This window comes from Streptomyces sp. NPDC025793 (genome assembly GCF_055558375.1).
Genome location: NZ_JBVHMR010000012.1, coordinates 267,735 through 273,734 on the forward strand (window position 1 = coordinate 267,735; position 6,000 = coordinate 273,734).

General features: G+C 66.9%; 5 protein-coding genes and 1 rRNA gene. All 6 read right to left on the bottom strand.

Going from position 1 to position 6,000, the window contains the following annotated elements; all coding sequences use genetic code 11:
* Positions 1-141 precede the first annotated feature (141 nt).
* Positions 142-999 (bottom strand): DUF881 domain-containing protein, encoded by an 858-nt coding sequence (locus tag ACZ4MF_RS23980; protein WP_467493956.1) that lies wholly within the window; start codon positions 997-999, stop codon positions 142-144.
* A 5-nt stretch (positions 1,000-1,004) separates the two neighbouring features.
* Complete coding sequence (locus tag ACZ4MF_RS23985; RefSeq protein ID WP_071378005.1) at positions 1,005-1,337, bottom strand: small basic family protein; 333 nt, start codon at positions 1,335-1,337, stop codon at positions 1,005-1,007.
* Positions 1,334-2,251 carry a DUF881 domain-containing protein gene (locus tag ACZ4MF_RS23990; RefSeq protein WP_467493957.1) on the bottom strand — a complete coding sequence of 306 codons (918 nt, stop codon included), beginning with the start codon at positions 2,249-2,251 and terminating at the stop codon, positions 1,334-1,336. The genes ACZ4MF_RS23985 and ACZ4MF_RS23990 overlap by 4 nt, the downstream gene beginning before the upstream one ends.
* Positions 2,252-2,397: 146 nt before the next feature.
* Positions 2,398-4,893, bottom strand: a complete 2,496-nt coding sequence (locus ACZ4MF_RS23995; protein ID WP_467493958.1) for a sugar phosphate nucleotidyltransferase — start codon at positions 4,891-4,893, stop codon at positions 2,398-2,400.
* A gap of 115 nt (positions 4,894-5,008) precedes the next feature.
* The gene (locus ACZ4MF_RS24000; RefSeq protein WP_467493959.1) at positions 5,009-5,617 is read right to left on the bottom strand and encodes a CDP-alcohol phosphatidyltransferase family protein; all 609 of its coding nucleotides are present in this window, start codon (positions 5,615-5,617) and stop codon (positions 5,009-5,011) included.
* 108 nt (positions 5,618-5,725) lie between these two features.
* Positions 5,726-5,842, bottom strand: a 5S ribosomal RNA gene (gene rrf, locus ACZ4MF_RS24005).
* Positions 5,843-6,000: the final 158 nt, after the last annotated feature.

The following is a 6,000-nucleotide window of genomic DNA, read 5'->3' on the forward strand; positions in this document are numbered from 1 at the left end:
GATTGCCTACACCGGCCGAGCCGGACATCCTCACAACGTCCGTATCCACCAGACAGTTTCCACCACGCACCACCCCTTCGATGCGCCGACCCCCCGCAACCTCATGCCCCTGCCCGACGTCCCCCATGCACCGCCGGTTCACTACGAGGACGACCGAGCGTAGTCAGGCCGCTTCGTCTGTCGCAAGGCGTCCACGACGATCTTGTCCGAGCGCTCCACCGTGACCGTGGCCTGCTCCTTCTCCAGCGTCTGCACCACTCCTCCCGGGATGTTCAGCGCGGGTTCCAGATCTTGCGGCTTGCCGATGACCGTAAAACGATAGGGGGCGTTGATCTTGTTCCCGTCGACGCTCACGCCGTTGCCGGAATCCGCGAAGTACGTGTTCGCCACCACCCGGATCCCGTTGAGCTGGATGGCCTCCGCACCGGCCGCACGCAGCTCCTGGACGGCGTCGAGCAGCATGTCCGCCTTGACCGCCCCCTTCGTGTCCTCGACCGTCATCGTGATGCCGGGACCCTGCGCCGCCACGGTTCCCGCCAGAATGCCGAGTTGCCTCTCCTTCTCGGCCGTCTGCTTGCGGGCCTCCGCAGCCTGGTCGGAGCTGCTCTGGAGCTCCTGGCGCTGCTTTTCGAGTCCCTGCTTCTCGTCCTCAAGACGCTGAGTACGCGAGTCCAGTTCATCGAGGATGCGCACAAGATCTTCTTGTCGCGCGCCGCGGAGCGCGCTGTCGGTGTCGCTGTTGGAGGCCACCTGCACGGCCAGCCCGAAGCCGAGCCCGAACAGCAGCAGGGCGACGATGAGTTGGGCCCGGGTGAAACGCGGCGGCCACAGCCCCTTGACCAGCCGCTGCCGCCCGGTCAGCGACCCCTGCGGCGGCTCACCGGACGTCGCCCCGGACTCGGGTGCCGGCGGCGGCACCTCGGCCGGCAGTTCCTTGCGCAGCCTGTTCTCCGGCTGGTTCTCCGGCCGGTTCTCCGGCTGCTCGTTCGGCTCGCTCATCGGTCTCACGCCCGGAACACGTGACGCCGGATCGCGGCGGCGTTGGAGAAGATCCGGATGCCGAGGACCACGACGACCCCCGTGGACAGCTGCGCGCCCACGCCCAACTTGTCACCCAGGAACACGATCAAGGCGGCGACGACCACGTTCGACAGGAACGACACCACGAAGACCTTGTCGTCGAAGATCCCGTCGAGCATGGCCCGCAGACCACCGAAGACGGCGTCCAGCGCCGCGACGACGGCGATCGGCAGATAAGGCTCGACGATCGCCGGAACCTCCGGGTGGACCAACAGGCCGGCCACGACTCCCACGACGAGGCCCAGTACGGCGATCACGATGTGCCCTTCTCAGTCTTCTCGGTGCTCGGCTGTGCGGCACGGACGATCACACTCGGTGCGGCGGGCAACCGTACGTCACCCTCGGTGGAAATGGTGGCGCGGATGCCGAAGTTCTCCTCCAGGGCATGCAGATACAGCCCGTCGGCACTGTTCTGGAACCCGGTGCTCAGCCGTTCCCCGTCCCCCACGGCCAGCACCGTGTACGGCGGCACCAGCGGCCGGTTGTCGACCAGTATCGCGTCTCCCGCGGCCCTGATCGCGGACAGGGCCGTCAGCCGCTGTCCGTTGATGGAGACGGCCTCGGCCCCGGACGCCCACAGGCCGTTGACCACGCGCTGCAAGTCACGGTCGCGCACCCGGCCGCTGTCGGAGAAGCCCGAGGTCTCCCGCGGATTGGTCCCGTCACCGCCGGAGCTGGCCTCCTTGGCGTCGTTCACGACGAGCTTGACGCCCGGCCCGTGCACCTCGGTCGCGCCCGACAGGACACCCACCAGATCCGCCTGCCCGCTGCCGCCGCTCGACTTCAGCGCCGCCCGCTGACGGGCGCTGACGTCGTCGCGCAGCGTGTCCACGGTGTGCTCCAGCTTGTCCGCGTTCGCGGTCTCGCTGTCGATGCGGTCGATCAGCTCCTGGTGCTCCTTGGCCACCACGGGTGCCGCCCCCCGCGCCTGCGCCGCACCGAGGGTCACGACCAGCGCCGCGAGGACGAGACCGCCCGCGAGACCGAGCTTCGCCCGGAGCGTCTTGGGCAGCCCGCCCTCGCCCGCGGACTTCTTCCGGGCTGCGGCCTCGGCGTATCCGTCGTCGAGGCTGTGGTCCATGACATTGGTGATCAACGACATGGAGGCGTCCGGGCGCTGCGGCCGCGCAGGGCTGCTCCGAACGGGGGGTTGCTGCGGCATGCCGCACATCGTCGCATGTCGCGGGCGATACCTCCGAATGGCCCCACCGACGTGCCGGACAGGCCCCCTGGGGGACATCTGTCCGGCACGCGCGTGTGCGTGGGCTTTCCGTACGGCGCGGTGTGTCGCGCCCTTTCCGGCTGCCCCGCGGTGCCCTACCGGCCGGCGCTGTCCACGACGGCCGACCACTCGTCGAGCAGGGCCTGAGCGGAGGCGTCGTCGGGCCCCTCCGCCCACAGATGGGTGACCGCCTCGGCCGGGTCGGGCAACACCATCACCCAACGCCCGTCGGTCTCCACGACCCGCACACCGTCGGTCGTGTCGACAAAGCGATCCCCTGCCGCCTCGACCACCCGCCGCATGACCAGACCCTTGACGGCCCACGGCGTGGCCAGGTCCCGCTTGAGCACATGGGCCCGCGGGATCCGCGCGTCGATCTGGCTGAGCGTGAGCTGCGTCCGTGCGACGAGCCCGATCAGCCGGACGAAGGCCGCCGTACCGTCGAACACGCCGCTGAACTCGGGGACGATGAACCCGCCCTTGCCGTCACCGCCGAAGATGGTCCCTTCTTCACGCCCTACGCGCGTGAGATCGTCGGGCGAGGTCGTGGTCCACTCGACCTGCGTGCCGTGATAGGCGGCCACCTGCTCGGCGATCCGTGTCGTGGTCACCGGCAGCGCCACCCGCCCGCTGCGCCGCTCCGCGGCCACCAGGTCGAGCATCACCAGCAGCGCCCGGTCGTCCTCGATGATCCGGCCCTTCTCGTCCACGAGCGACAACCGCTCGCCGACCGGGTCGAACCGCACGCCGAAGGCGGCACCCGAGGAGGCCACTATCTCGCCGAGCCGCACCAGCCCGCCGCGCCGCACCTCGGCGGTCTCGGTGGGCCGCGACTCGTCCAGCCCCGGATTGATCGTCAGCGAATCCACGCCGAGCTTGCCGAGCAGGCTGGGCAGCACCAGTCCGGCACTGCCGTTGGCCGCGTCCACGACGACCTTCAGACCGGAGTCGGCGATGCCGGTCGTGTCGACGTTCCGCAGCACCGTGCCGGTGTACGAGTCGAAGACGCTGGCCGGGAAGTACAGGTCACCGATCTCGCCGGGGAACGCCCGCCGGTATTCCTGCCGTGCGAACACCCGGTCCAGCTTGCGCTGGCCGCCCTGCGACAGATCGGCGCCCTGCCCGTCGAAGAACATGATGTCGACCGAGTCCGGCACGCCCGGCGAGGTCCTGATCATGATGCCGCCGGCACTGCCGCGCGCAGTCTGCTGCCGGGCCACGGGCAGCGGCACGTTCTCCAGGTCGCGTACGTCGATGGCGCTGGCCTGCAACGCGGAGATGACCGCCCGCTTGAGCGCACGGGCGCCCCGGGAGTGGTCACGGGCGGTGGTGACGGTCGAGCCCTTCTTCAGGGTCGTCGCGTACGCCCCGGCGAGCCGCACCGCCAGCTCGGGCGTGATCTCGACGTTCAGAATGCCGGACACCCCACGGGCGCCGAACAGATTGGCCTGGCCTCTGGACTCCCAGATGACCGAGGTGTTGACGAACGCGCCGGCCTCGATGGTCTTGAACGGGTAGACGCGGACGTTGCCCTGAACGATCGATTCCTCACCGATCAGGCACTCGTCACCGATGACCGCGCCGTCCTCGATCCGGGCGGCACGCATGATGTCGGTGTTCTTCCCGACGACACAGCCGCGCAGATTGCTGTGCTGACCGACATACACGTTGTCGTGCACGACGGCCCGGTGCAGAAAGGCACCGCTCTTGACGACGACGTTCGATCCGACGACGGTGTGCTCCCGGATCTCCGCGCCGGCCTCCACCTTCGCGTAGTCGCCGATGTACAACGGCCCGCGCAGTACGGCGTCGGGATGCACTTCGGCGCCTTCCGCCACCCATACACCGGGCGAGATCTCGAACCCGTCGATGTCGACGTGGACCTTGCCCTCAAGTACGTCGGCCTGGGCCTTCACATAGCTCTCGTGGGTGCCGACGTCCTCCCAGTAGCCCTCCGCGACATAGCCGTAGACCGGCTTGCCTTCCTTCATCAGCTGCGGAAAGACGTCACCGGACCAGTCGACCGGAACATCCGGTTCGACGTATCCGAAGACTTCGGGCTCCATGACATAAATGCCCGTGTTGACCGTGTCGGAGAAGACCTGACCCCAGGTCGGCTTCTCCAGGAAACGCTCGACCTGGCCTTCCTCGTCGACGATGGTGATGCCGAACTCCAGCGGATTGGGCACACGGGTCAGACAGACCGTGACGAGCGCACCCTTCTCCTTGTGGAAATTGATCAGCTCGGTGAGGTCGAAGTCGGTCAGGGCATCGCCGGAGATGACGAGGAAGGCATCGTCCTTCAACGCCTCTTCGGCGTTCTTGACGCTTCCGGCGGTACCGAGTGGCTTCTCCTCATTGGCATAGGTGAGCTCCATTCCGAGCTCTTCGCCGTCGCCGAAGTAGTTCTTGACGAGCGATGCCAGGAACTGGACGGTAACAACGGTCTCGGTGAGCCCGTGCCTTTTGAGCAGCCGTAGCACATGCTCCATGATCGGGCGATTGGCCACGGGCAGGAGTGGCTTGGGCATGCTAGAGGTCATGGGGCGCAGGCGTGTGCCTTCGCCCCCGGCCATCACGACGGCCTTCATGTCGGAAGCGTCCTCCTCGCAAGAGACGACGGTCTAGCCGACTTCACCCGTTCTGATTGTCCCGCACTTTTCCACTGCGGGCCATCGCGACATCACGTCAGGACAATCGCCGAGCTCAATCGGCCATGGTGTCCGCCCGGACCAAACGGCGGACCTGTACCACGTAGAGCACTCCTGCCCACCAGTAGAGCGTTGTACCCCACCCGGCGAACGCCCATCCGAAAACGGCAGCGAGTGACGCGATCCAAGTGTTGCCGTCGCTGAGGAGCAACAACGGGAACGCGTACATCAGGTTGAAGGTTGCCGCCTTCCCGAGGAAGTTCACCTGTGGCGGCGGATACCCGTGCCGGCGAAGGATGCCCACCATCACCAGGAGAATCAGCTCCCTCGCCAGCAGCAACGCGGTCAACCAGAGCGGCAGGATGCCGCGCCAGGTGAGACCGAGCAGGGTGGAAAGGACATAGAGCCGGTCGGCAGCAGGGTCGAGAAGCCGGCCGAGGCTGCTGATCTGGTTCCAGCGCCGCGCGAGTTTCCCGTCGAGATAGTCACTGATCCCGCTGAAGGCAAGCACGAGGAGAGCCCAGCCATCACTCTTGGGACCCCCGAACTCGGGCCTGAGGATCAACCACAGGAAGAGGGGTACGCCGACGAGCCGCGCCATGCTGAGGATGTTGGGGATGGTGAGGACCCGGTCTGTCTGGACACGGGTCTCCTGGACCTCCACCCGGGAGCCTCCTGTGCGAAAACGAGCCAACGATGCCCCCTGACCTTACCTCAACGCAAAAAAGCTCCGGCTCTCGGGCAGTGCCCAAGAGCCGGAGCTGTAAAAGGAGTTCGGCGGCGTCCTACTCTCCCACAGGGTCCCCCCTGCAGTACCATCGGCGCTGTGAGGCTTAGCTTCCGGGTTCGGAATGTAACCGGGCGTTTCCCTCACGCTATGACCACCGAAACACTATGAAACTGTGAACGCCACACCGCCTCAACAGGCGGGGCTGTTCGTGGTTTCAGAACCAACACAGTGGACGCGAGCAACTGAGGACAAGCCCTCGGCCTATTAGTACCGGTCACCTCCACACCTCACGGTGCTTCCAGATCCGGCCTATCAAC

Excerpts from the sequence above, each read along its gene's own strand:
- ACZ4MF_RS23980 (WP_467493956.1), bottom strand. The coding sequence starts at position 999 with ATGAGCGAGCCGAACGAGCAGCCGGAGAACCGGCCGGAGAACCAGCCG.
- ACZ4MF_RS23990 (WP_467493957.1), bottom strand. The coding sequence starts at position 2,251 with ATGTGCGGCATGCCGCAGCAACCCCCCGTTCGGAGCAGCCCTGCGCGG.
- ACZ4MF_RS23995 (WP_467493958.1), bottom strand. The coding sequence starts at position 4,893 with ATGAAGGCCGTCGTGATGGCCGGGGGCGAAGGCACACGCCTGCGCCCC.